The organism is Paraburkholderia sp. RL17-373-BIF-A (assembly GCF_046030175.1).
Taxonomy (GTDB): Bacteria; Pseudomonadota; Gammaproteobacteria; order Burkholderiales; family Burkholderiaceae; genus Paraburkholderia.
In genome coordinates this window covers 95,549-120,834 of record NZ_JARESO010000021.1, presented here as the reverse complement: position 1 = coordinate 120,834, position 25,286 = coordinate 95,549, and the positions used below count along the sequence as shown (strand labels likewise).

Genomic DNA, 25,286 nt, shown 5'->3' with positions numbered 1-25,286 from the left:
CCAGCCCGTTCAGTGCTGTCGGTGCAAGGCCCGAGGAGAGGCCGGCGGCGCGATCCGGATAACGCGGCTCACGAAGACGATGCCACCATGAATCAGCCGAAAATCAAAAGAGATCCTGAAGGCACACGGCGCCGCATTCTGCTTGCGGCGGCCGAAGAGTTTGCAAATGGTGGGCTATTCGGCGCGCGCGTCGATCAGATCGCCCGCCGCGCGGAAACGAATGAGCGCATGCTCTATTACTACTTCGGTAGCAAGGAGCAGCTTTTTACCGCCGTACTCGAGCACGCGTTCAGCGCGCTCAATGAAGCGGAGCGCACGCTCGAGCTCAATGGCATCGCCCCGGTCGAGGCGATCACGCGTCTCGCGCATTTTGTTTGGGATTACTACCGCGATCATCCCGAGTTGCTGCGTCTCATCAATAACGAGAATCTGCATGAAGCACGCTATATGCAGAAGTCGACGCGCATCCGCGAAATGATCTCGCCGATCGTCGCCACGCTCGGCGGCATTCTCGAGCGCGGTCAACGTGCGGGGCTGTTCCGCACCAACGTCGATCCGCTGCGCTTCTACGTCACGCTCTCGGGCATGGGCTACTACATCGTGTCGAACCGCTTCACGCTCGAAGCCACACTCGGCCGCGATTTCAGCAGCGCGAGCGAGCGCAGTGAAGTGATTCAGATGAACACCGAGTTGCTGCTCGCGTATCTGTTGCGCAAGTAGGCTGCGTCAAAAGCGGCGCAATGAGGCTTCGGGATCCTCATGAACGACAACGGCCTCCGAAGAGGCCGTTGTTTGCCGACTACGCGTGCGACGCTCAGGCTTCGACTTTTTCCTTCGCTACCTTCGGCGCCTTGTTGTGCTCGAGGATGAAGTCGCGCAACTGCGGATAGATGATGGTGCGCCAGCGGCGTCCGGAGAAAATGCCGTAGTGTCCGCACTTCTCCGCGGTGAAGTGACGTTTGTGCTCTTCCGGAATGCCCGTGCACAGCTCATGCGCGGCAAAGGTCTGGCCGTCGCCGGAGATGTCGTCCAGTTCGCCTTCGATCGTGAAGAGCGCCGTTTTCGTGATGTCCTGCGGCTTCACCCGTTCGCCGGAAACGTCCCACGTGCCTTCGGCGAGGCGGAATTCCTGGAACACCACGCGGATCGTGTCGAGGTAATAGTCCGCGTCCATGTCGAGCACGGCGTTGTACTCGTCGTAGAAGCGGCGGTGCGCTTCCGCGTCGTCTTCGTCGCCGCGCAGCAGGCTCTGGTAGAAATCCCAGTGCGATGCCGCGTGACGTTCCGGATTCATGGCGACAAAACCGGTGTGCTGCAAAAAGCCCGGGTAAACCTTACGGCCCACGCCCGGATAATTCGGCGGCACCGTGAAGATCACGTTGTTGTCGAACCACTCGTACGAGTGTTGCGTGGCGAGCGAGTTGACCGACGTCGGGCTCTTGCGCGCGTCGATCGGGCCACCCATCATCGTCATGGTGCGCGGCGTGTCTTCGCCGCGGCTCGCCAGCAGCGAAATGGCGGCAAGCACCGGCACGGTCGGCTGACACACCGAGATCACGTGCAGATTCTTCGCGCCGATGTGGCGGATGAATTCCTGAATGTAGGCGACGTAGTCGTCCAGATGAAACTCGCCGGCTTCGAGCGGCACCATGCGTGCGTCGATCCAGTCGGTCAGGTAAACCTTGTGGTCTTGCAACAACGTGCGCACGGTGTCACGCAGCAGCGTGGCGTGGTGTCCCGACAACGGTGCGCATACCAGCACGACCGGTTCGTCTTTCAATTGGGTAACGGCGTCGCTGTCGTCGGCGAAACGCTTGAAGCGCATCAGGCGGCAAAACGGCTTCTCGATGATCGTTTGTTCAATGATCGGAATGTTATGACCGTCTTTGACAATCTGATGAAGATTGAACTCGGGCTTTTCGTAATCTTTACCGAGCCGGTAGAGCAGTTCGTAACCGGCTGAGAGGCGCGTGGCGCCGGGCACGTAGGCCAAAGGGCTGGCGGGATTCGCGAAGGATTTCGACGCGGCCTGGGCCCAGGCGGTAAGGGGGCTCAACATCGCCCGCTGGAATTCGTGCAGTTGGTAGAGCATGGGTGCTCCGTTCTAAGCGGTTCGCATGGGGCTTCGCAAACACGCGTGTGGCGTTGCGGCGGGCCAATTTGGTTGTGGGCACATTGTTTTTCGGCCAACAGTCTAGTCGATCATATCGAACAAAGCGTACTTGTGCAATGCAGCATTTTGCGCGCGGCTATCACGCAAACCGTCATTAAATCATGCTACTGGCGACGTTGCCGCGCCGCTATCGGGGGTTGCAGCAGCATCAAGTTCTGGTTCTCCGGTGCCGTCATGGGGCGGTTGCCCGGTCGCCTGCGCCATCGCCTGCTCGTGTTTCATCAGGTTCAGGCCGGTGTGCACGAGCGCCACATGCGAAAACGCCTGCGGGAAATTGCCCACGAGGCGCTTCGCAGCCGGATCGTACTCTTCCGCGAGCAAACCGACATCGTTGCAGAGCGCGAGCAGACGTTCGTACATCGCGATTGCTTCGTCGAGGCGGCCTTGCAACGCCAGGTTGTCCACCATCCAGAACGAGCAAGCGAGAAACGTGCCTTCCCCCGGCGGCAGGCCGTCGTCGTATTCGGTGGTGCGATAGCGCATCACGAAGCCGTCGCGCATCAGGTCCCGCTCGATCGCCGCCACGGTGCCTTTGACGCGCGGATCGTTCGGCGGCAGGAACGCGACCAGCGGCATCAGCAGCACGCTCGCGTCGAGCTGGTCGGTGCCGTAGCACTGCGAGAACGCGTTGAGCGCGGGATTCCAGGCCTTCTCGCAGACTTCCGCGTGGATTTGCGCGCGGGTGGCGCGCCATTCGTCGAGCGGGCCGTCGAGCTTGAACATTTCCGCCGACTTGATGGCGCGGTCGTAGGCGACCCACGCCATCACCTTCGAGAAGGTGAAATGCTGGCGGCCGCCGCGCGTTTCCCAGATGCCTTCGTCGGGTTCCTGCCAGATCGTGTCGAGGTGCTTGAGCAACGCGCACTGCACGTTCCACGCGGTGTCGTCCGCCTGCAGGCCGCCGACGCGCGCGAGATGCAACGCATTCATCACTTCGCCATAGACGTCGAGCTGGCGCTGGCCGACCGCGTTATTGCCGATCCGCACAGGTTTCGCGTCCTGATAGCCCGGCAGCCAGTCGATTTCGAATTCGGGCAAGCGCCGCTCGCCCGCGATGCCATACATGATCTGCAACTGGTCCGGCGCACCGGCCATCACCCGGCCGAGCCACGTGCGCCACGCGCGAGCTTCGTCGTAATAGCCGCCGCGCATCATCGCGAGCAGTGTGATCGTGGCGTCGCGTAGCCAGCAGTAGCGGTAGTCCCAGTTGCGCATGCCGCCGAGCTGCTCCGGCAGCGAGGTCGTGGGCGCGGCGACGATGCCGCCGGTCGGTTCGTAAGCGAGCGCCTTCAGCGTGATCAGCGAACGGCGGATCGGCTCGGCCCAGCGCCCTTCGACCGTGCCGCGCGCCGACCATTCGAGCCAGTGATTCTCGGTGCGCGCCAGCGAGGTGTGCGGATCGCGCGCTGGCGGAATGCGCAGATGCGAGGGCGAGTAAGCGAGCGAGAACGGCACCCGTGCGCCTTCGCTGACGGTGAATTCGGCGACCGTCTTCATGTCTTCGCCACGCAACTCGACCGGCGTGCGCAACACGGCGGTGTCCGGTCCGACGATCGCCTTGATGCCGCTGTCGTGCTTCAGGCGGTCGACCCACGGAATCGAGAAGCCGTAGTCGAAACGCAGCACCAGTTCCATCTTCATGCGCACCGTGCCGCGTTTGCCGACGACGAGCCGCACCATTTCCGACCAGCCGTTACCCGGCGGCATGAAATCGATCAGCGTGACGGCGCCCTCGGGCGTCTCGAAGTCGGTTTCGAGGATCAGCGTTTCGCCGCGATAACGGCGGGTGATGGTCGGCGGCGTGTCCGAGACCGGCGAGATCAGCCAGCGGCCGTTCTCGGGCGTGCCGAGCAGGGCGGCGAAGCAGGCGCCGGAATCGAAGCGCGGCCAGCAGAGCCAGTCGACGGAACCTTCACGGGAAACGAGCGCGGCCGTGTGGCCGTCGCCGATGAGCGCATAGTCTTCGATGAGTGCGGGCATGGGGAGCGAGTCAGTATGGCGCGCGGCGAGGAGGCGCCGTGCAAGGTGTCATCGAGGTGTCGTTGTTGTTACCGGACTTGCGCGATGCGCTTTGGTTCATCATGTAATGCAGCGAAACGCGGGTTGGTAATTGTCAAATCAATGCCTACAATCAGATTTCATGCCGACGCCCGGAGCTTTCCGGATTATGAACCGGCCCCGCCCATGGCGCATACAGACGCCGTTTCCGAGGACCAAAGCTATGCTGAACCCGTCGAAATCCGACTGCATCACGATTCTCTCGGCCGCCAGCGAACTTGCCGACGATTCGATGTTACCGCTCGATTATGGCCGGCTAGGGCTAAGCCGCAACGGCATGCTGACCGCCGCCGCCTTTCTGGTCGAACGGGCCTGCTTCCGGCGCTATAAGGAAGGCGATGGCCATTATGCCGTTGGCGCTCTCTCGCTGCAGGGACGCTTGCGTCTCGACCAGCTTTCGAACGGCTGACTGATGGCGCTTCGCGCACGCCGGATGGTTGCTGCACCGCACTGACCGCAAACTCACCGTGCTTCGGGCGAGCCTACGCCGCTTCGCTGCGCCATCCGGTTTTATTGCTTGCCTCGAGCTTCACGGCCATTGGCGCGTGACGCTTGCGCACGTCTTATGTCCTGCCTCGACGCGAGGCGCCGCCGGGCCGGCGCTGCGCCCGGTCGTGCGTCCCGTGCTTGCGTAGCCGATTGCCGCCGCCGCTCAGAAGTGCGACGACCCCACGCCGAAGATCCCAATGATGCCGATGATGATCAGATAGAGCGCGACGATGTAGTTCAACAGGCGCGGCATGACGAGAATCAGAATACCGGCGATCAACGAAACCAGCGGGCCCAGGCTGAGTGTGACGTTCATGAAGACTCCGTAGTGTGAGACGCGATTGAAAAAACGCCCCGTCAGGCGGGACAATTGCCACTCATGCTGCCGATTGCCGCCTGACCGGATAGCGGTCACCGGATTCGCTGCATGATCCGACACAACGCTTTTATACTTCTTTCGATAAGAACAACGCTCGAACGATTGCGCGGCAGACCAGAGACACCATGACAACCGAATCAACCAAATAACCGATGTAGAGGAGGTCATATGCTTCGTCGTCACCGGGCCGCGATGCCTGCCGTTGCAGATTCCCGCTTGCCTTCTGCTGCTGATTCCACCTCATGGCGCGCGGCGCACCCTGCTCCATTGCGCTCCGCCCGTTCGATAATAAAAGGTTTCGTGCTCATGGTCTCGATTGTTGCTTCGCAGGCGTTTGCGCAAGATTCCGGCCCGGCCCCCGCCGACGGCGTCTATGACATGGTGGTCGGCACCTATACCGGCCCGAAGAGCGAAGGCCTGTATGTCTATCGCTTCGACACCAGGACGGGCGAAGCGACGCGCGTCTCGGTCGCGCAGACGGTCAACCCGTCCTACCTCGTGGTGAGCCGCGATCGCCGCTTCGTCTACGCGGTCAACGAAATGCCCGGCGACAACGGCCCGGCCACGCAGCGCGGCGGCATCAGCGCGTTTCGTTTCGACGCCGCGAGCGGCCAGCTGACGTTCCTCAACAAGGTCTCTTCGGACGGCAATGATCCGTGCTATCTGAGCCTGTCGCCGGACGGCAAGTATTTGCTGACCGCGAACTACTCGGTGGCCGCCGATCCGGGCGGCAGCTTCGCGGTGTTCCCGTTGCAGGCCGATGGTCAGGTCGGCCCGTCGGTGCTCACGGTGCATCACGAAGGCGGCGGTCCGGTGAAGGGCCGGCAGGACAACTCGCACGTTCACTCCACCGTGTTCTCGCCGGACGGCCACTATCTGTTCGCGCAGGATCTCGGCGCGGACAAGCTGTACTCGTATCGCTACACGCCTGACGGCAGCCGCGGGCTGTTCGGCCCGACCGACTGGCGCTACAACCAGGAGAAAGCCGGCTCGGGTCCGCGCCATCTGGTGTTCGGCGCCGACGGCAAACATGCGTATCTGACGAGCGAAATGGCGGCCACGGTCAGCACGTTCAATTACAACGACGGCAAGCTCACGCAGGTGCAAACGCTTTCGCTGACCGAGCCTGGCTTCAAGGGCGCGGTGGGCGCGGCGGCGATTCATCTGTCGCCGGACGGCCGCTTTCTGTATGCCACTAATCGCGGCGACGCGAACGACATCGTGATCTTTTCGGTCGACCCCACCAACGGGCACCTGAAGAAGATCGGCCATCAATCCAGCATGGGCAAGTCGCCGCGTGAATTCGCAATCGACCCGACCGGCAACTGGCTGATCGTCGGCAATCAGAACAGCGATACCGTGTACGTGTTCAAGCGCAATCAGCAGAGCGGTATGCTCGAAGCGAATCCGAAGCGTTTCGAACTCGGTTCGCCGGTGGATTTCAAGCTGGTCTCGCCGTCGTAAGTGTGGGCGAAGCGCGTGATGTGACGGCGCGCGCCGGATAAAAAATGGGCCGCTTTTTCAAGCGGCCCATTTTCTTGCGGTGGGTGGTTTCGCACTGGCGGTGGCCAACAATAGTTGCTTATTCCGCCGGCCCAGGCGCGAGCACTTCGCGGCTTCCGTTGATGCCCATAGCCGACACGAGGCCCGCCGTTTCCATCTGCTCGACCAGACGCGCCGCGCGGTTATAACCGATGCGCAACTGCCGCTGCACCGACGAGATCGACGCGCGCCGCGTGCGCACCACGAAAGCGACGGCTTCGTCGTAGAGCGGATCGGCTTCCGCATCCGGCGATTCGCCGAACAGATCCTGCGCCGCGCCGCCGTCGGTGGCCGGGCCGTCGAGAATGCCTTCCTCGTACTGCGGCTCGCCGAACTGCTTCAGATACTCGACGATCCGATGCACTTCCTCGTCGGCGACGAACGCGCCGTGCACCCGTTGCGGATAGCCCGTGCCGGGCGGCAGGAACAGCATGTCGCCCTGGCCGAGCAGCGACTCGGCGCCCATCTGATCGAGAATCGTGCGCGAGTCGATCTTCGACGACACCTGGAACGCCACGCGCGTCGGAATGTTCGCCTTGATGAGGCCGGTGATCACGTCCACCGAAGGACGCTGCGTCGCCAGAATCAAATGGATGCCGGCGGCGCGCGCCTTCTGCGCGAGCCGCGCGATCAGCTCTTCGATCTTCTTGCCGGCCACCATCATCAGGTCGGCGAGTTCGTCGATCACGACTACGATCAGCGGCAGCGGCGCGAGCGGTTCGGGCGCTTCCGGCGTCAGCGAGAACGGGTTGCCGAGCTTCTTGCCCTTGGCTTCGGTGTCGCGGATTTTCTGGTTGAAGCCGGCCAGGTTGCGCACCCCGACCGCCGACATCAGGCGATAGCGCTTTTCCATTTCGCCGACGCACCAGTTCAGCGCGTTGGCGGCGAGCTTCATGTCTGTGACGACCGGCGCGAGCAGATGCGGAATGCCTTCGTAGACCGACAGCTCGAGCATCTTCGGGTCGATCATGATGAGGCGGACTTCTTCGGGCGTCGCCTTGTAGAGCAGCGAGCAGATCATCGCGTTGATCGCCACCGACTTGCCCGAACCGGTCGTGCCGGCGACCAGCATGTGCGGCGCCTTGGCCAGATCGGCGACCACCGGGTGGCCGGTGATGTCCTTGCCCATGGCGAGCGTCAACTGCGAATGCGAGTTCTGATAGACGCTGGCTTCGAGGATTTCGGACAGGCGGATGGTCTGCCGTTTGGCGTTCGGCAATTCGAGGCCCATGCAGGTCTTGCCCGGAATCGTCTCGACCACGCGGATGGACGTTAGGCCGAGGCCGCGCGACAGATCCTTCATCAAGCCGACGATCTGACTGCCGCGCACGCCGAGCGCCGGCTCGACTTCGAAGCGTGTGATGACCGGGCCGGCCGACGCACCGACGACGGTGACCGGCACCTTGAATTCCTGCAGCCGCTGTTCGATCAGCAGGCCGGTTTCGATGAGCTTTTCTTCGGAGACCGGTTCGACGTCGATGTCCGCGGGCGCGAGCAGGTCGAGCGTAGGCAGTTCGACCATCGATGCCGCGGGCGCGTGGAACTCGAAGCCGTTGGTGGGGCTGTGGCCGCGCAGGGGTGGGCGTGGTTGGGTGGCGGGTTCGGTGGGCTCCGTGGCTTCCGTGGGCTCCGTGGATGGGACCGCGGTTGCGTACGGTGCGGCGAGCGGTGCCGATGTTGCCGGCGCTGGCGGTGCTAGCGGAGGGATGGCGGTCTCGTTGGTACGGTCTTCGACGGCGAAGGGTGCGTCGGCGATGACGTCGGATGCCATGGGCGTGGCCTGAACCACAAAGCCCGGAAAGCGGACTACGTTCGATGCTTGCGGCGCGATGGGTTGCGGCGGTGCTGCGGTGGTTATGTTTGTAGCTTGCGCGGGGGCGGACGAGTCCGAAGCATGCGGTGCGATGCTTTGCGGCGCCGCTGCCGTGGTTATGTTCGCCGCGTGTGCGGTGGTCGGCGAGCCCGAAGCATGCGGTGTGATGCTTTGCGGCGCCGCTGCCGTGGTTATGTTCGCCGCGTGCGCGGTGGCCGACGACTCCGAAGAGCGCGGCGTGAAGTTTTGCGGCGTTACTGCGGCGGTTATGTTTGCAGCGTGCGTGGTGACCGACGAGTCCGATGCTTCAAGTGCGTCCGAGAGGGCAGGGGAGTCCACCGTTTCCGTTTCGACCGGCGTGGCGAATTCGCTTTGGCGCGCGATACTCGGCGATGGCGTGGCGTCACGCGTCGGCACTGCCCCGCTCGACACAACGACGCTGCCGACAGCCGGCGCACTCGATGACGAAGCCGCGTGTTGCGCTAGGACCGCATCGAGTTCGGCTTCCCAAGGCGCGAGCGTTTTATCGATCACGACTTCAGCAACCGGTGCAGGCGCGGCGGGTTGCGGTTCGACAAACGGCGCGGCTTCTTTCGAATGTTCGGTGATTGCCGGCGCAGTCGTCTGCCCGGTGACTTTCGGTGTGGCGACTTCCGAATGGTCCGCAGACTTGCTGAGCGTCTGCGCGGTTTCAACGCTCGGGCTCGCGTGACTGTCGGTGTGAGTTGTCGATGCCATCGAATCGTCTTCGCACGGCGATTCATCCTCGGTCGCTTCGCTTGCTTGCAACTGCGCGGCAAAAACCTGGAACGGCGTCGGCGTAGCGACCGGCGGCACATACTGCGACGTAGGCGCAGGCGCAGGCGCAGGCGCAGGCGCAGGTGCGACCACCGGCGCCACTGTCAACGGAGCTTGCATAATCGGCGGCTCGATCGGCCATTGCACGACGGGCTCGTGGCTGACTTCGGGCGGCACTTCGAACGCGGCTTCCATGCGCGGCGCATCGGTCGGCGTTTCTATCGCGCGATCAGCCGCAGCATTAGCATTGCCGGTAACACCCAGCGAAGGCACATTCTCATCCGGCGGCAAAGCCGGTTCAACCGCATCCGCTCGCGGCACATCCACACTCGACCGCTCAGCCTCGAACGACGGCGCGGCGTTCGGCGCGCTCGTCACCTTTGCGTTTTCCGTGCCGGTGCTGCGCGCGAGGCTGACGCCCGCAATGTCGGTCCAGCGAGCGGCGTTTTCTGCGATGCTGCGTAGCGTCTCCTGGACGCTGGCGGGTGGCGTAACTTTCTGCGTCGCCGGCATCGGCCGCGTGTAGCTCGGCGGCGGACGGCGCGTGGCCGGCGTCGGCGTGACATCGTTTGAATGCGGTCCAGGCGAGAAACCTTGCCGGGGCGCCGGCGCGCGACTGACTGGAGCCGCCGGGGCCGCCGAGCCTTGAGCCGTCGTCGCAGGACGACCTGCACCGGTCGTTGCATTTCCTGCGGGACCTACGGCCGCATGAGAGCCCGCGCCGCCGGACACTGCTCGCGCCGCCGCTGTCGTGTGCGCCGCAGCTTGCGCCGCTTTACCTGCCGCCCCCACCGCACCCGCCGCAAAGGCAGCACCCGCAGCCAAACCCGCGCCGCCCCCCAAAGATCCCGCCGGCCGTTGTTCACCAGCCGAGCGACGTCCAATCTGCGACGCCCCATCGCGAGCCGCCGCACCGGACGCACCCGACGCACCCGACGCAGCCGCGCGCGGCCCAGACTCGCGCAACCATCCAGCCGGCGCGACCGGCTCCGCCGGCATCCATGCCGCCTTGTCCGCTTTAAGTGGTTGCGTCTGCATCGGCACTTGTCGCGGCGGTGTCGTCGCGGCCCCCGTGCGCAGCACCGGCTCAGCCTGTATTGCCTGACGGCGCGGCGTGGCCGCGCCAGCACGCCAGCTCGCCGCAGCGCCACGCGCCGCCGCATCCTTACCCGCCGCGCTCGCCGCGGCGCCGGCCGCAGCCGCGTCGCGTCCACGCGCCGGCGGACGCCAGACCGTCGGGCGCGCATAACGGCCATTGGTTTTAGGCGCCATCGTATTGGTGGCCGGCGAAACATGCGACGGCAAACCATCATCGACGCTGCGATGACGGCGCGCTTCCTCGTCGCGTTTGGCGAGGCCGCGCGACAGGCCGAGGCCGAACGCGCCGTCGGCCCAGGCGGCGAAGTCGCGCCAGCGGAAGTCGATCAGCCACGGCAGGCTGATGAAAAGCAGCGCGAGCGCCGCCAGGGGCGTGCCGATATGCCCGAGCAGATGGCCGAATCCCGCAGCCAGCGCATGGCCGAAGTCATTCACGCCGGCCACGCCGATCAGCGACGCCTCGAGTGTGCAGCTCGCCACCAGCACACAGACGAAGCCGAGCCACAGCCGGATCGTGCCGGGGCCGCGCAGACCCGCGCCGCCCGGCAGTGCCGACTTTACGAGACGCCACAAAAGAGGAATGAACCAGACGGCTGACCCGCCGAACCAGCCGAAAACTACCGTGTGCATACTAGACATCAACGAATGACGGACGCGCAAAAACGCAATCCGTCGAGTTTAAACCGGCGAAGCCCGATGCTTCGAAGGCAGACGCAAGTATGCTTGCGTCAATTGGAAAGCAGACCGGCGCGCGGCCCGCCGTCGGTGAAAAACAACGGCTGGCGGGACAGCCTTCATCCGTCATGTGGCCCGTCCCGATCGAGGCGCTCCGCTCCGCGGTCCGGTTCGCTCATCAGCGACCTCGAGCATCGACCGGACGATCCGCGACTCGTTCATTTCGTGCTGCGGTCGAAGGTCAGCGTGTCGCCGTTGTCGAGCACCAGTTGCATTTGTTGTGGCGCGCGCATCTGCACGCCGGTGCGGTCGATGTGCGTCAGCGCATTGAGATACGCGCCTTCGATCTGTCCGCCGGGCGTCATGCACGCCATGCGCGTGCCGCCCAGCGTGCCGAAGCTCAGCTTGCCGTCTTTCAGCGCGTACGAGCCCATGTAGCGGTTGCAGCCGGAAAAGCCGCTGGCATGGCGCTGGCCGGTCGAGGTGGAGAGCGTGAGCGTGATCGGCGCGTCCTGGTCCGCGGCCGGAATCGCGCGTGCCGTGCCGTCTGCCTGTTTCCAGGCGCTCAGCACCCAGCTGGTGTCGTCGAGCAGTTGCGCGGCGGCGGGATTGAATGGATCGGGCGCGGTGGCTTCCGAGTCGGGATGTTTCGGGATCGCACAGGCGCTCAACAGCGCGGCGACGCTCAACGCGGCGAGGGCGGTGCGCAGATACGGGGTGAAGCGCGCAACACGTCGCGCGGAGGAGCTTTGGAGCATGGCGTCGTTCCTCTTCAAACTGGCGAAGGCGTAAGGGTAACGCACTAAGCTTGCCGCACGCGAGAGCATTGGCGGGCGGAGCGCTTATTCGGTGCGCCGCGGCGCCCTTGCGCGCCGCCGTCGTGCTCCGCCGTTGCCCTTCACGCGCAGATCAGGATGCGGCCGCCGCGAGCAAGGCGCGGCGAGGGGCCCGCATGTTAACATCGTGTTCTACTCAATCCCACCCTCATCCGACTTTTATCTGGAGACCTCATGCAGATCGGCCAACGGATCGGCACGCCCCTTTCTGAATCCGCCACGCGTGTCATGCTGCTCGGCGCCGGCGAGCTCGGCAAGGAAGTGATCATCGCGCTGCAGCGGCTGGGCGTCGAGGTGATCGCCGTCGACCGTTATCCGAATGCGCCGGGCCACCAGGTGGCGCACCGCGCGCACGTAATCGACATGACCGACCGCGCGGCGTTGCGCGCGCTGGTCGAACAGGAGCGGCCGCATCTGATCGTCCCCGAGATCGAAGCGATCGCAACCGACGCCCTCGCCGCCATTGAAAGCGACGGTCTCGCCGAAGTGATCCCGACCGCGCGCGCCACGCAGCTCACCATGAACCGCGAAGGCATCCGCCGTCTCGCCGCTGAGGAACTCGGCTTGCCGACCTCGCCGTACGCGTTCGCCGATTCGCTCGACGAACTGCGCGCGGGCATCGCCAAAGTCGGCTATCCGTGCGTGGTGAAGCCGGTCATGTCGTCGTCGGGCAAGGGGCAGTCGGTGCTCAGAAGCGACGCGGACGTCGAACCCGCATGGCAATACGCGATGGCCGGCGGCCGGGTGAATCATGGCCGCGTGATCGTCGAAGGGTTTATCGACTTCGAATACGAAATCACGCAATTGACCGTGCGCGCCATCGACCCGGCGAGCGGCGAAGTCAGCACCTATTTCTGCGACCCGATTGGCCACGTGCAGGTGGCGGGCGACTACGTCGAATCGTGGCAGCCGCAGCCCATGAGCCCGCTCGCGCTCGAACGTTCGCGCGAAGTCGCGCACAAGGTGACGGCCGCGCTTGGCGGCCGGGGTCTCTTCGGCGTGGAACTTTTCGTGCGCGGCGATGACGTATGGTTTTCGGAAGTGAGTCCGCGTCCGCACGATACGGGGCTCGTCACGCTGTGCTCGCAGCGCTTTTCGGAATTCGAATTGCACGCGCGCGCAATCCTCGGTTTGCCGGTGGATACGTCGCTGCGGGCGCCGGGCGCGTCGGCGGTGATTTACGGCGGGCTCGACGAGACCGGCATTGCGTTCGAAGGCGTCGCCGCGGCGTTGGCGGTGCCGAACGCGGATCTGCGTCTGTTCGGCAAGCCGGAGAGTTTCGTCAAGCGCCGCATGGGCGTGGCGCTCGCCACCGGCGAGAACACCGACGAAGCACGTTCGCGCGCGAAGCAGGCCGCGGCAGCAGTGCGGCCGGTGTCGGCGAAGTAAGTGACGGCGCCGTGCACGGCGAACTGCTGCAGCTGAAGCAATTCGCCGTGACTCGCCCGACCCGCGTGCCCGGCACCCATCGCCGCGCGCAATCTGAATGATTGGGGCTCGTCGAGCCCATCGGAGTAGAGGTACGTATGGCGCTGGAATTGCGCAACAACACGCGGCGCGGTTGGACCAGCCGTCTCGGCGCACTCGGCGTGCTGCTCGCGCTGTGCGTCGGGTTGACGGGCTGCGGCCTCGCGGCTGCGCCGTGCCGGATCGCGTCGGCAGGGTTGAAGATCGTGCCGGTGGTCGGGCATGTGGCCGCCGCGCCGACCGACGCGTGCGCCGACGTGATCGACCCATAACCGGCCCGTCGTCCGCCTTTCAGCCGCAGTTCCAGAGGCGCAACGTGCGGCGCGCCGCCCGTGTTCGATTTGCCGCAACGATCGAGGCATCTCATGAAGAAATGGCTTGTTACAGTCACCACGGCGGCGGGTCTCGCGGCGCTGTACGGCCATGCGTGGGCCGCGCCGTTGCAGTTCTCGGAGATTCAGGCCAAAAACCGTCAGACGCACAAATACACCTGCGCGACCGGCAAGATTCTGCATGTCACTTACTGGAACACGGCGAACGGGCAAAGCTTCGCCCTCGTGCCGGTGAAGGGCAAGCAACTGCTGTTCGTCAATACGCTGTCGGCGTCGGGCGCGAAGTATCAGGCCGGCAGCTACACATGGTGGACCAAGGGGCCGCGCGCCGACCTGTATGACGCAATGGCCGGCGAAAACGCGCCACCCATGCTCTCCGACTGCATCACCATCAATCGCTGAGCGCGATGCGGCGGCTTTCCCTTCCCATGCCGCCGCTTGTCTCATCGCCTTCCGATTCGCCGCATTGTCCGCCGGCGCACGCCGTTTCCATTCGAGTAGTAAGCTGTCCCGCATGGCATTTGCCGCCGTGCCACCGCGTCATGCCATCCGTGCCATCCCAGGCACTGTCGGCGTGGCCCGGGTCGTTTTCGATCGTCCGTTTCCGGGCTCCAGCGATGGAGTCACGGCCCGCGTCCGTATCATCAAGCGAGACCCTCAATGAAAGCATCGGACCTGTTCGTCAAATCGCTGGAAGCCGAAGGTGTCGAGTACGTGTTCGGCATTCCCGGTGAAGAAAATCTCGATCTGCTCGAATCGCTGCGCCGCTCGAAAATCCGTCTGATTCTCACGCGCCACGAACAGGCGGCCGGTTTCATGGCCGCCACATATGGCCGTCTCACCGGCCGCACCGGTGTGTGTCTGGCCACTCTCGGGCCGGGCGCGACCAACTTCGTGACCGCCGCGGCGTATGCGCAGCTCGGCGGCATGCCGATGCTGATGGTCACCGGGCAAAAGCCGATCAAGTCGAGCAAGCAGGGGCATTTCCAGATCGTCGACGTGGTGCGCATGATGGAGCCGCTCACCAAATACACGCGGCAGATCGTATCGGTTGCCAATATTCCGGCAGCGGTGCGCGAGGCGGTCCGTCAGGCTGAAGAAGAACGGCCCGGCGCTACGCACCTCGAATTGCCCGAAGACGTCGCGCATGAAGAGGGCGATGGCAAGCCGATTCCGAAAAGCTTCAGCCGCCGTCCCGTGGCCGAGGAAAAAGCCGTGGCGCGCGCGGTCGAGGCGATCACCAGCGCGAAGCATCCGCTCTTGATGATCGGCGCGGGCGGCAACCGCAAGACCACCACCAAGATGCTGCGCGAGTTCGTCGACCAGATCGGCATTCCGTTCTTCACGACGCAGATGGGCAAAGGCGTGATCGACGAATCGCATCCCATGTGGCTCGGCAATGCGACGCTGTCAGACGGCGACTTCGTGCATCGCGCGATCGACCATGCGGACTGCATCATCAACGTCGGCCACGACGTGATCGAGAAGCCGCCGTTTTTCATGCGCAGCGGCGACGCCGGCGAGAAAACGGTGATTCACGTCAACTTCCTCGGCGCGGAAGTGGATACGGTGTACTTCCCGCAGATCGAAGTGGTTGGCGATATCGCCAACGCCGTTTGGCAACTCAAGGAAAGTCTCAAGGAGCGCCAGAAGCATTGGGACTTCACGCGCTTCAAGGAGATCAAGGAGCACTTCGAGGCGCATCTGGCCAAAGGCCAGCACGACGACCGCTTTCCTATGTATCCGGTGCGCGTCGTCAACGACGTGTATGAGACCACGCCGGTGGACGGCATCGTGTGTCTGGACAACGGCATGTACAAGATCTGGTTCGCCCGCTACTACCGCGCGCACGAACCGAATTCGCTGCTGCTCGACAATGCGTTGGCGTCGATGGGCGCGGGGCTGCCGTCCGCGATCGCCACCAAGATCGTGCACCCGGACCGCAAAGTCATGGCCGTGTGCGGCGACGGCGGCTTCATGATGAATTCGCAGGAACTGGAAACGGCGGTGCGTCTGAAGCTGGATCTGGTGATCCTGATCGTGCGCGACGACGCGTTCGGCATGATCCGCTGGAAGCAGGAAAACATGAACTTCCCGGACTACGGCATGACGCTGAGCAACCCGGATTTCGTGGCGTATGCAGAGAGCTACGGGGCGAAGGGACACCGCATCGAATCGGCGACGGAATTCGCGCCCTTGCTGCGCGAATGTTTCGCGACGCCCGGCGTGCATGTGATCGATCTGCCGATCGACTACTCGGACAACGAGCGCGTGCTGAATCGCGAGATCAAGCGGCTTTCGGCGCAATTGTGAACTTGTCACGCATTGGATCAAGGAGTCGCGTCATGTTGCAAAAGACTTACCCGTACTACCTGGCGAACGTTGCGGTGGCCGCCAACACCGATCTCGAAGTCACCGATAAATTCAGCGGCGAAGTCGCCACCCGCGTCGCGATGGCCGACGCCACCGCGATCGACAAAGCGATCGGCCATGCCGTCGATGCCATGCCCGCCATGCGCGTCTTTCCCCCGTTCAAGCGTCAGGCGGTGCTCGAACATTGCGTGAAGCGCTTTCGCGAGCGCTACGACGAACTGGCGCTCGCGCTGTGCATCGAAGCCGGCAAGCCGATCAACGACTCGAAAGGCGAGGTCACGCGCCTGATCGACACGTTCAAGGTGGCCGCGGAGGAGTCGGTGCGCATCGACGGCGAGATCGTCAATCTGGAAATTTCGCCGCGCGCCAAGGGCTATCACGGCTATGTGAAGCGTGTGCCGATCGGACCGTGTTCGTTTATTTCGCCGTTCAACTTTCCGCTGAACCTGACCGCGCACAAGGTCGCGCCGGCCATCGCGGCGGGCGTGCCGTTCGTCTTGAAGCCGGCGAGCCGCACGCCGGTCGGCGCGCTCATCATGGGCGAGATTCTGGCGGAAACCGATTTGCCGAAAGGCGCATTCTCGATTCTTCCCGCGCATCGCGACGGCGCCGATCTATTTACCACCGACGAGCGCTTCAAATTGCTGTCCTTCACCGGCTCGCCCGCGGTAGGTTGGGAGCTGAAAAAGAAAGCCGGCAAGAAGAAGGTGATTCTGGAGTTGGGCGGCAACGCGGCCGCGATCGTCGACGGCGATCAGGGTGAGAAGCTCGACTACGTGGTCGATCGGCTGGCGTTCGGCGCGTTCTATCAGTCGGGGCAGAGCTGCATCGGTGTGCAGCGGATTCTGGTTCACGCGAAGGTTTATGATGCGCTGCGCGAGAAGCTGATCGCCAAGACGAAGTCGCTGGTGATGGGCGATCCGAAAGACGAAAAGACCTTTGTCGGGCCGATGATCTCCGAATCGGAGTCCAAGCGCCTCGCCGGCTGGATGGAAAGCGCGGTGCAGGCCGGTGCGAAAATCGTCGCGGGCGGCAAGGTCGACGGCGCGATGTTCGAGGCCACGTTGCTCGAAGGCGTGAAACGCGACACGGATCTGTATCGCAAGGAAGCCTTCGGGCCGGTGGCGATTCTGGAGCGCTTCGACGATTTCGGCGCCGCGCTCGCGACCGTCAACGACAGCGACTTCGGCCTGCAAGCCGGCGTGTTCACGGATTCGCTCGCGCACGCGCATCGCGCGTGGGATGAACTCGACGTGGGCGGCGTGGTGATCAACGACGTGCCGTCGTTCCGGGTCGACAACATGCCGTATGGCGGCGTGAAGGATTCCGGGCTAGGGCGTGAAGGCGTGCGCTACGCGATCGAGGACATGACCGAGATCCGGTTGATGGTGATGCGCGAGACGTGGTGAGACGATTTGGCGGCGTGACGGCGTGACGGCGTGACGGCGTGACGGCGTGACGGCGTGACGGCTGAGGGGCATCGGGGCCACCCGCACGGCCGGACGCGGCATCGCGCGCCGATCGCCGGGCCGCCGAACCAGCTCGCTGTCACGCAACTGTCGTCTCCACCAACTACGCTGCGAGCGAGGCGCGCCGGTGCTTTGCCGCGATTCGCCGGCGGGTGCGCAGTCTGCCGGCACCCGGCTTTCTCCGCCGTAAGCAGAAAGCCGGCGCATGCGCCATGAGTGTTTTTGCTGAAGTGCTACAATACCGGCCTTTCCGGCGGGTGTTTCCGCCGGCCGGAGCCGGCCGCATTTTTTCCCGCAATATTGACGGGTCCCGTGCGGAACGCCGTGGCTCCGCCTTCATCACAATGCCCTCTGCGGTTCCGACCGCTGCCGCGCGTACGCGCCAAGCGCATTTTTAGCGAAAGCCACCATGTCCGACACAGCCGTCACGCCCAGCACTGCGACTTTTGATCAATTCGGCCTCGCGCCCGATATCCTGAAAGCCGTCAAAGAGTCGGGCTACACCATCCCTACGCCGATCCAGGAGCAGGCGATCCCTGTCGTGCTGGCCGGCCGTGACATGATGGGCGCCGCCCAAACCGGCACCGGCAAGACCGCGAGCTTCTCGCTGCCGATCATCCAGCGTCTGTTGCCGCAGGCGAGCACGAGCGCTTCGCCCGCCCGCCATCCGGTGCGCGCGCTGATCCTTACGCCGACTCGCGAACTGGCCGACCAGGTCGCCGCGAACGTGCAGGCGTATGCGAAGCACACGGCGCTGCGCAGCGCCGTGGTGTTCGGCGGCGTGGATATGAACCCGCAATCCGAGCAACTGCGCCGCGGCGTCGAGATTCTGATCGCCACGCCGGGCCGTCTGCTCGATCACGTGCAACAGAAAACGGCCAATCTCGGCCAGGTGCAGATTCTCGTGCTCGACGAAGCCGACCGGATGCTCGACATGGGCTTCCTGCCGGATCTGCAGCGCATCCTGAACCTGCTGCCGAAAGAACGTCAGACGCTGCTGTTTTCGGCCACGTTCTCAGGCGAAATCAAGAAGCTTGCCGCCACGTATCTGCGCAACCCGCAAACCATCGAAGTCGCGCGCAGCAACTCCACCGCGACCAACGTGACGCAGGTCGTGTACGAAGTGGCCGAGGGCGACAAGACCGGCGCGGTCGTGCAACTGATTCGCGAACGCGGCCTCAAGCAGGTGATCGTGTTCTGCAACAGCAAGATCGGCGCGAGCCGCCTGGCGCGCAGCCTCGAGCGCGACGGCGTGGTCGCGACCGCGATTCACGGCGACCGCACGCAGAATGAGCGGATGCAGGCACTCGACGCGTTCAAGCGCGGCGAGATCGAGGCGCTGGTGGCGACGGATGTCGCCGCGCGCGGCCTGGATATCGCCGAACTGCCTGCGGTGATCAACTTCGATCTGCCGTTCAACGCGGAAGACTACGTGCACCGGATCGGCCGTACCGGCCGCGCGGGTGCTTCGGGCGATGCGTTGTCGCTGTGCAGCCCGAACGAGCGCAAGCAGCTTGCCGATATCGAGAAGCTGATCAAGCGTCCTCTGGACGTGCAACGCCTGACGGTGGAAGCGCCGGTGCGGCATCACCATGAAGAACGCGCGCCGCGTCGTGAACGCAGCAGCGAGGGCCGTGAGGACCGCGGCAGCCGCCGGCGCACGGGTGCGTCGTCGGGTACGTTCGACCGGCCGCATCATCATCGCGCTCAACCCGTGGATGATTTCTTCCTGAAGCCTTATGAGCCGTCGCCTTCTTCGGTTCGTAAAATCGAGGAGGCCGCTGCTTCCGCTGCGCCGCAAAAGACGGCTTCGAAGCAGCCGTTGGCAGCTCTGCTGGGCGGATTTGGGATGCCGAGGAAGTCGTCGTCTTCTTCCTGATTTTTGATTCGCTGGCGTGGCTCGGGTGCGGTTCGCCTGGGGCGCGGGCTGGGCTTGCGCCGGTAGTTGGGCCGCAGGCGGCGCGGCAAAATTTAGGGCACTTCGAAAGCTCGCCCCGCAGCGCGCAAGCGCGCTGGTTGCCGCAGCCAATCTGCTCGATGCACGCCGCGCACGGCGAGATCATTGTTAGGCGTGAACCGCGTTCACGCTGCTGGTAAGCCCATCCGCTTTGCCCATGCTGCCGTGGCGGCAGCATAAAAGCCGTCAAGCGTCGTATGGGCCGCAGCGCTTTCCAAGTCGAGCCCAAGATGCTGTGCCGCTGCGCATAGCGCTTCAAGCGGCTTGTCGATATCCAGTGCCGTCGCGCCGTTCTGCTTGCTGAGTTTTTCGCCCTGTTCGTTCGTGACAACGGGCACATGCAAATACTCCGGCGTCGGCACGCCGAGGCAACGCTGCAAATAGATCTGCCGCGCCGTTGAATCCATCAAATCCGCGCCGCGCACGATGTGCGTGATGCCCGCGTCCGCATCGTCCACGACCACCGCCAGTTGATAAGCCCATTGGTCGTCCGCGCGTTTCAGCACGAAATCGCCGACCTCGGTGGCGAGATTCTGCGTCTGCTTGCCCTGCCAGCGATCCTCGAACGCGATGACCGCGCTGTCGCCGTCGGGCACGCGCAGGCGCCATGCGCGCGCCGATTTGCCGTGCAGGCCGTCGCGACAGGTGCCGGGATAGGCGAGGGTCGTATTGCGCGCGTGCGCGTTGAGCAGCGAGTCGGCGATTTCCTTGCGCGTGCAGCCACACGGATAGATCATGCCGGCGGCCTTCAATTGCTCCAGCGCTTGCTGGTAGTGCGCCGTCCGCGTGCTTTGCCAGACGGGCGGTTCGTCGGCATGCATGCCGAAGCGTTCGAGGGTGGCGAGGATGTCTTCGGCGGCGCCCGGCACGGTGCGCGGGCCGTCGATGTCTTCAACGCGAACGAGCCATGCGCCCCGCTGAGCGCGTGCGTCCAGCCAGCTCGCGAGCGCGCTCACCAGCGAGCCGAAGTGCAACGGCCCGGTGGGCGAAGGCGCGAAACGTCCGCGATAGGTCATGGTCGAGTGGTGGCGTTTTGCGCCGCCACCATCACGCGGCGCGCGCCGCCTTGCTGTCCGGATGGCATTCCGGACACGTCTTGCCCGCCACGTACATTGGCGATGCTTGCGCTTCCGGCGGGACCACCGCGCGGCAACCGAAGCATTGCGTGGTCTTGCTGGGCTCGAGTTGCGGATTGAGCGCGGTGCGGTAGTCGAACACGAAGCAGTCGCCGTGATAATGCGCGCCGCCTACTTCCTCGAAATATTTCAGAATGCCGCCTTCGAGCTGGTACACGTTCGCGATGCCGACTTCCTTCATGTGGATCGCGGCCTTTTCGCAGCGAATCCCACCCGTGCAGAACGACACGACCGTCTTGCCTTCCAGGTCGGCGCGATTTTGCTCGATCACTTCGGGAAACTCGCTGAATTTCGTAATGCGGTAGTCGAGCGCGTTGTCGAACGTGCCGACGTCGACTTCGAACGCGTTGCGCGTGTCGAGCATCACGACCGGACGGCCCTGGTCGTCGTGACCGCGGTCCAGCCAGTGTTTCAGCGTGGGCGCGTCGACGAACGGCGCGCGGCCGAGCTCCGGCCGGATGGCCGGCTTTTTCATCGTGATGATCTCGCGCTTGAGCTTGACCAGCATGCGGGTGAACGGCTGCTTGTCCGACAGGCTTTCCTTGAACTGCAGATTCACGAACTTGCCGTCGAACAGGGCGTCGTGACGGATGTAGTGGATGAACGCGTCCGTGGCTTCGCGCGTGCCGGCGACGAACAGGTTGATGCCTTCCGGCGCGAGCAGAACGGTGCCCTTCAGGCCAAGCGCGTTGCAGCGTTCAGTGACGAACGGGCGCCAGGCAGCGGTGTCTTCGATAGTCGCGAAATGGTACGAAGAGAGATTGACGATACTCATGAGTGTCCAGCGGTAAGAAGTGGCCGGGCCTTGCGGAAAACAGGGCGCGTTGGGCTGCCCGCCTTCAAACGCCATGCGGCGCGGCCACGTCGAATAGGGCGAAACCCGTATTATCTCTCAACCCGGCGCTTTCCCCGACTCGGCCGAATGGCCAATGGGTTGCGGTAGCGCAAACCGTTCGTGAACTTGCTGCCGATTCGCTTCGCCCGAGCGGCCGTTCGCATGGTCCGCCACCTCAGGAACGCCTGCACACGCGGCTCGCGCGCTGGCGTCCTAAGCCGATCGGCTAACGTGTGGTTTTGGCCTGAAAACTCCGGAAGGGTGGAGTTACAATGTCGCCCATGTCAGATCCCCGCTTCGTTCATCTCCGCGTTCACTCCGAATTCTCGATTGCCGATGGCATCGTGCGTCTTGACGACATCGTCAAGGCCGCGGCCAAAGACGGCCAGGGCGCGCTCGCCCTCACCGATCTCGGCAACGCATTCGGCCTCGTCCGTTTCTACAAGGAAGCCCGCGGCAAAGGGGTCAAACCCATTGCCGGCTGCGACGTCTGGATCACCAATCCAGACGACCGCGACAAGCCTTCCCGTTTGCTGCTGCTGGTGAAAGACCGGCTCGGCTATCTGAACCTGTGCGAACTGCTCAGCAAGGCGTCGCTCACGAATCAGTATCGCGGTCGCGCGGAGATCGAGGCCGGCTGGCTCGAATCCGGCCTGGGCGCTGGGCTGCTTGCATTGTCCGGCGCGCAGCAGGGCGACATCGGCCTCGCGCTCGCGGCGGGCAATGAAGAAGCGGCCAAACGCAACGCGTTGCATTGGGCGAAGGTGTTCCCGGGCGGTTTCTATATCGAGTTGCAGCGCTGTGGTCTGCCGGGCGGCGAGCAGTACGTGCAGCAGGCGGTCGCGCTCGCGGCGTCGCTGAAATTGCCGGTGGTCGCCACCCATCCCATGCAGTTCATGACGCCGGACGACTTCACCGCGCACGAAGCGCGCGTGTGCATTTCCGAAGGCGACATTCTGGCGAATCCGCGCCGCTCGAAGCGCTTCACGTCCGAGCAGTACTTCCGCACGCAGGAAGAGATGGCGGCGCTGTTCGCGGACATTCCGTCGGCGCTTGTCAACTCGGTTGAAATCGCCAAGCGTTGCAACCTCACGCTCGAACTCGGCAAGCCCAAGCTGCCGCTGTTCCCGACGCCCGACGGCATGTCGCTCGACGACTACCTCGTGCATCTGTCGAAAGAGGGCCTCGAAAAGCGTCTCGAACAGTTGTATCCGGATGAAGCCGAGCGCACTGCGCAACGCGCGACGTATTACGAGCGCCTCGAATTCGAGTGCGGCACGATCATCAAGATGGGCTTTCCCGGCTACTTCCTGATCGTGGCGGACTTCATCAACTGGGCGAAGAACAACGGCGTGCCGGTTGGACCGGGCCGGGGCTCGGGCGCGGGCTCGCTGGTCGCGTACGCGCTCGGTGTGACCGACCTCGATCCGCTGCGCTACAACCTGCTGTTCGAACGTTTCCTGAATCCGGAGCGGGTGTCCATGCCCGACTTCGACATCGACTTCTGCCAGCACGGCCGCGATCGCGTGATCCAGTACGTGAAGGAAAAGTACGGCGCGGACGCGGTGTCGCAGATCGCCACGTTCGGCACGATGGCGGCGAAGGCGGCGGTGCGCGACATCGGCCGGGTGCTCGATCTCGGCTACATGTTCACGGACGGCATCGCCAAGCTGATTCCGTTCAAGCCGGGCAAGCACGTCACCATCGCCGACGCGATGAAAGAAGAGCCGCTCCTGCAGGAGCGTTTCGACAACGAAGACGAAGTGCATCAGTTGCTCGAACTCGCGCAGCGCGTGGAAGGCCTGACGCGTAACGTCGGCATGCACGCGGGCGGCGTGCTGATCGCGCCCGGCAAGCTGACCGATTTCTGCCCGCTGTACACGCAGGGCGATGAAAGCGGCGTCGTGAGCCAGTATGACAAGGACGACGTCGAAGCCGTCGGCCTCGTGAAGTTCGACTTCCTGGGTCTGACCACGCTGACGATTCTCGACTGGGCCGAGCGCTATATCCGCCGTCTCGATCCGTCCAAGCAGGACTGGTCGCTCGCGCAGGTGCCGCTCGACGACCCGGCGTCGTTCTCGATCCTGAAGAAAGCGAATACGGTCGCCGTGTTCCAGCTGGAAAGCCGCGGCATGCAAGGCATGCTGAAAGACGCGCAACCCGACCGTTTCGAGGACATCATCGCGCTGGTCGCGTTGTACCGTCCGGGCCCGATGGACCTGATTCCGAGCTTCTGCGCGCGTAAGCATGGCCGCGAAGTGGTGGAGTATCCGGATCCGCGTGTCGAACCTGTTCTGAAAGAGACCTACGGCATCATGGTCTACCAGGAGCAGGTGATGCAGATGGCGCAGATCATCGGCGGCTACTCGCTGGGCGGCGCCGACTTGCTGCGTCGCGCGATGGGTAAGAAGAAGGCCGAGGAAATGGCCGAGCACCGCGAGCTGTTCCGCCAGGGCGCCTCGAAAAACGGGCTGACCGGCGAGAAAGCCGACGAAATCTTCGACTTGATGGAGAAGTTCGCGGGCTATGGCTTCAACAAGTCGCACGCGGCCGCGTATGCGCTGCTCGCGTACTACACAGCGTGGCTGAAGGCGCACCATCCGGCGGAATTCATGGCGGCGAATATGTCGCTCGCCATGGACGACACGGACAAGGTCAAGATCCTGTTCGAAGACTGTCTCACGAACAAAATGGCGGTGCTGCCGCCGGACGTCAATCTGTCCGCGTACCGCTTCGAGCCGGTGGCCGAGCCTGATGGCAAGCGCTCGAAAACGATCCGTTACGGACTCGGTGCAATCAAGGGCAGCGGCCAGAACGCGATCGAGGAAATCCTGCGCGCGCGTGAAGAAGGTCCGTTCATCGACATCTTTGATTTCTGCAACCGGGTCGATCGCCGCATCGTCAATCGCCGCACGGTCGAAGCCTTGATCCGCGCCGGCGCGTTCGACACCTTGCATGCGAATCGCGCGCAACTGATCGCCTCCGTCTCGCTCGCCATGGAAGCCGCCGAACAGGCGAGCGCCAATGCGCTACAGGCGGGTTTGTTCGACATGGGTGACGCGCCGTCGCAAGGTCACGAACTGGTCGACGAGCCGGAGTGGCCGGAAAAGAAAAAGCTGCAGGAAGAGAAGGCCGCGCTCGGCTTCTACCTGTCGGGCCATCTGTTCGACGCATACAAAGACGAAGTGCGCCGCTTCGTGCGCCAGAAGATCGGCGAGCTGAAAGAAGGGCGCGACAAGCTGGTTGCGGGTGTGATCGCGTCGCTGCGCACGCAGATGACCCAGCGCGGCAAGATGCTGATCGCGCTCCTCGACGACGGCACCGGCCAATGCGAAGTCACGGTGTTCAACGAGACGTTCGAAGCGCACAAGCAGCTGTTCAAGGAAGACGAACTGCTGGTCGTGCAGGGCCAGGCGCGTAACGACGCGTTCACGGGCGGCATCCGCTTCACCGTCGACACGGTCATGGATCTCGGCCGCGCGCGCTGCCGTTACGCGGAAGCGGTGAAGGTGCAGATGAACGGCAATGCGGACGCGCTGGCGTTGCGTCGCGTGCTTGAGGCGCATAGCGCCGGCAAAGACGAGCCGCAAGCGGCAGCGGCGCCGGCGGCTTCATCGCGTGGTGGGAACGGCGGTGGCCGTAATGGTGGCGGCTATGGCGGGGGTGGCCAGCGTCAGGCGGTACAGATTCCGAATGGGCTTGCCGTGCAGGTGGTCTATCGCAGCCAGAATGCGGAAGGTGAAATGCGTCTGGGCGACGCATGGCGTGTGAAGCCGACCGACGAACTGCTCGCGGCCTTGCGTGGCGAGTTCGCGGGAAGCTCGATCGAGATCGTCTATTGATCGGTGGTGGCGCC

At 64.0% G+C, this 25,286-nt stretch carries 17 protein-coding genes; 10 read left to right on the top strand and 7 right to left on the bottom strand.

Features of this window, described 5'->3' with window-relative positions:
* Positions 1 to 87: 87 nt before the first annotated feature.
* The gene (locus P0D80_RS25310; protein ID WP_012432273.1) at positions 88 to 720 is read left to right on the top strand and encodes a TetR/AcrR family transcriptional regulator; all 633 of its coding nucleotides are present in this window, start codon (positions 88 to 90) and stop codon (positions 718 to 720) included.
* Between the two features lie 94 nt (positions 721 to 814).
* Here P0D80_RS25310 and P0D80_RS25305 read toward each other — a convergent pair whose 3' ends face one another.
* Complete coding sequence (locus tag P0D80_RS25305; protein WP_132375373.1) at positions 815 to 2,092, bottom strand: polyhydroxyalkanoate depolymerase; 1,278 nt, start codon at positions 2,090 to 2,092, stop codon at positions 815 to 817.
* Between the two features lie 180 nt (positions 2,093 to 2,272).
* Positions 2,273 to 4,153: a glycoside hydrolase family 15 protein gene (locus P0D80_RS25300; protein WP_408177975.1), complete on the bottom strand. Its 1,881-nt coding sequence runs from the start codon at positions 4,151 to 4,153 to the stop codon at positions 2,273 to 2,275.
* A gap of 241 nt (positions 4,154 to 4,394) precedes the next feature.
* Between P0D80_RS25300 and P0D80_RS25295 the strand changes: the two genes are divergently transcribed.
* Positions 4,395 to 4,640: a hypothetical protein gene (locus tag P0D80_RS25295; protein ID WP_132375371.1), complete on the top strand. Its 246-nt coding sequence runs from the start codon at positions 4,395 to 4,397 to the stop codon at positions 4,638 to 4,640.
* A gap of 243 nt (positions 4,641 to 4,883) precedes the next feature.
* Here P0D80_RS25295 and P0D80_RS25290 read toward each other — a convergent pair whose 3' ends face one another.
* Positions 4,884 to 5,036 (bottom strand): DUF3096 domain-containing protein, encoded by a 153-nt coding sequence (locus P0D80_RS25290; protein WP_007175701.1) that lies wholly within the window; start codon positions 5,034 to 5,036, stop codon positions 4,884 to 4,886.
* Between the two features lie 231 nt (positions 5,037 to 5,267).
* Between P0D80_RS25290 and P0D80_RS25285 the strand changes: the two genes are divergently transcribed.
* Complete coding sequence (locus P0D80_RS25285; RefSeq protein WP_408287308.1) at positions 5,268 to 6,563, top strand: lactonase family protein; 1,296 nt, start codon at positions 5,268 to 5,270, stop codon at positions 6,561 to 6,563.
* A gap of 118 nt (positions 6,564 to 6,681) precedes the next feature.
* On the opposite strand, the gene P0D80_RS25280 is transcribed toward P0D80_RS25285, so the two are convergent.
* Complete coding sequence (locus tag P0D80_RS25280; protein ID WP_408287305.1) at positions 6,682 to 10,980, bottom strand: DNA translocase FtsK; 4,299 nt, start codon at positions 10,978 to 10,980, stop codon at positions 6,682 to 6,684.
* A 263-nt stretch (positions 10,981 to 11,243) separates the two neighbouring features.
* Positions 11,244 to 11,783, bottom strand: coding sequence for an META domain-containing protein (locus P0D80_RS25275; RefSeq protein ID WP_408177977.1), 540 nt, complete (start codon positions 11,781 to 11,783; stop codon positions 11,244 to 11,246).
* 252 nt (positions 11,784 to 12,035) lie between these two features.
* Between P0D80_RS25275 and purT the strand changes: the two genes are divergently transcribed.
* From purT to P0D80_RS25245, 6 genes are all read left to right on the top strand, one after another.
* Positions 12,036 to 13,250, top strand: coding sequence for a formate-dependent phosphoribosylglycinamide formyltransferase (gene purT / locus P0D80_RS25270; RefSeq protein ID WP_408177978.1), 1,215 nt, complete (start codon positions 12,036 to 12,038; stop codon positions 13,248 to 13,250).
* Between the two features lie 137 nt (positions 13,251 to 13,387).
* Positions 13,388 to 13,600: a DUF6726 family protein gene (locus tag P0D80_RS25265; RefSeq protein ID WP_408177979.1), complete on the top strand. Its 213-nt coding sequence runs from the start codon at positions 13,388 to 13,390 to the stop codon at positions 13,598 to 13,600.
* 93 nt (positions 13,601 to 13,693) lie between these two features.
* Positions 13,694 to 14,062, top strand: coding sequence for an MliC family protein (locus P0D80_RS25260; protein WP_132375359.1), 369 nt, complete (start codon positions 13,694 to 13,696; stop codon positions 14,060 to 14,062).
* 258 nt (positions 14,063 to 14,320) lie between these two features.
* Entirely contained in the window at positions 14,321 to 15,973 is a 1,653-nt protein-coding gene (locus tag P0D80_RS25255) for an acetolactate synthase large subunit (RefSeq protein WP_408287299.1), read from the top strand.
* 32 nt (positions 15,974 to 16,005) lie between these two features.
* A complete protein-coding gene (locus P0D80_RS25250) occupies positions 16,006 to 17,442 on the top strand; it encodes an aldehyde dehydrogenase family protein (protein ID WP_132375357.1) in 1,437 nt (478 codons plus the stop codon).
* 469 nt (positions 17,443 to 17,911) lie between these two features.
* The gene (locus P0D80_RS25245; RefSeq protein ID WP_408177982.1) at positions 17,912 to 19,381 is read left to right on the top strand and encodes a DEAD/DEAH box helicase; all 1,470 of its coding nucleotides are present in this window, start codon (positions 17,912 to 17,914) and stop codon (positions 19,379 to 19,381) included.
* Positions 19,382 to 19,584: 203 nt separating this feature from the next.
* On the opposite strand, the gene gluQRS is transcribed toward P0D80_RS25245, so the two are convergent.
* Both gluQRS and P0D80_RS25235 read right to left on the bottom strand, forming a co-directional pair.
* The gene (gene gluQRS / locus P0D80_RS25240) at positions 19,585 to 20,475 is read right to left on the bottom strand and encodes a tRNA glutamyl-Q(34) synthetase GluQRS (protein WP_408287296.1); all 891 of its coding nucleotides are present in this window, start codon (positions 20,473 to 20,475) and stop codon (positions 19,585 to 19,587) included.
* 31 nt (positions 20,476 to 20,506) lie between these two features.
* Positions 20,507 to 21,370 carry a sulfurtransferase gene (locus tag P0D80_RS25235; protein ID WP_408287293.1) on the bottom strand — a complete coding sequence of 288 codons (864 nt, stop codon included), beginning with the start codon at positions 21,368 to 21,370 and terminating at the stop codon, positions 20,507 to 20,509.
* Positions 21,371 to 21,702: 332 nt separating this feature from the next.
* Between P0D80_RS25235 and dnaE the strand changes: the two genes are divergently transcribed.
* Positions 21,703 to 25,272, top strand: a complete 3,570-nt coding sequence (dnaE, locus tag P0D80_RS25230) for a DNA polymerase III subunit alpha (RefSeq protein WP_408287290.1) — start codon at positions 21,703 to 21,705, stop codon at positions 25,270 to 25,272.
* Positions 25,273 to 25,286: the final 14 nt, after the last annotated feature.